Source organism: Mesorhizobium sp. M8A.F.Ca.ET.208.01.1.1, from assembly GCF_004791315.1.
In the GTDB taxonomy this organism is placed as follows: Bacteria; Pseudomonadota; Alphaproteobacteria; order Rhizobiales; family Rhizobiaceae; genus Mesorhizobium.
Genome location: NZ_SRUT01000086.1, coordinates 1 through 387 on the forward strand (window position 1 = coordinate 1; position 387 = coordinate 387).

At 57.6% G+C, this 387-nt stretch carries 1 protein-coding gene; it reads right to left on the minus strand.

The window, feature by feature from the left end; translation table 11 throughout:
- On the minus strand, positions 1-186 hold a 186-nt coding region (locus EN851_RS34400), incomplete at its 3' end, for a DUF4242 domain-containing protein (RefSeq protein WP_135931061.1).
- Positions 187-387: the final 201 nt, after the last annotated feature.

Here is a 387-nt window from a genome sequence, read left to right on the forward strand (position 1 = left end):
GATCGCCTCATCCTTGGCGAGGTAGACGCAAAAGGTCTTGTCGTCCGTCACGAAGGATTCCACCCACTGGATGTCCGGGCCGAGCTCGGCGAGAACGGCATTCGAGGCCTTGGAGGCGTCGCGAAGCTGCTCGCGCTCGAAGGTGCCAACCTTGGGAATTTCCCGTTCGATGATGTATTTGTGCATTTCACAATCTCCTTGATCTGGGGTTCAAATGCCCTCTGGACGCCCGACCAGGTCGGGTGCCGGTGACATCCCTGGGGCCGCTGAGCTAAACTGCAGCTTGGCTCGCCAGGCAGATGGAGAATTACGGAAGAGGCGGCCAACAGTCCTTACGTCGCTCTTATCTTGTTCTGATCCTTCGCCTATTGCCGATACAGGGATTGC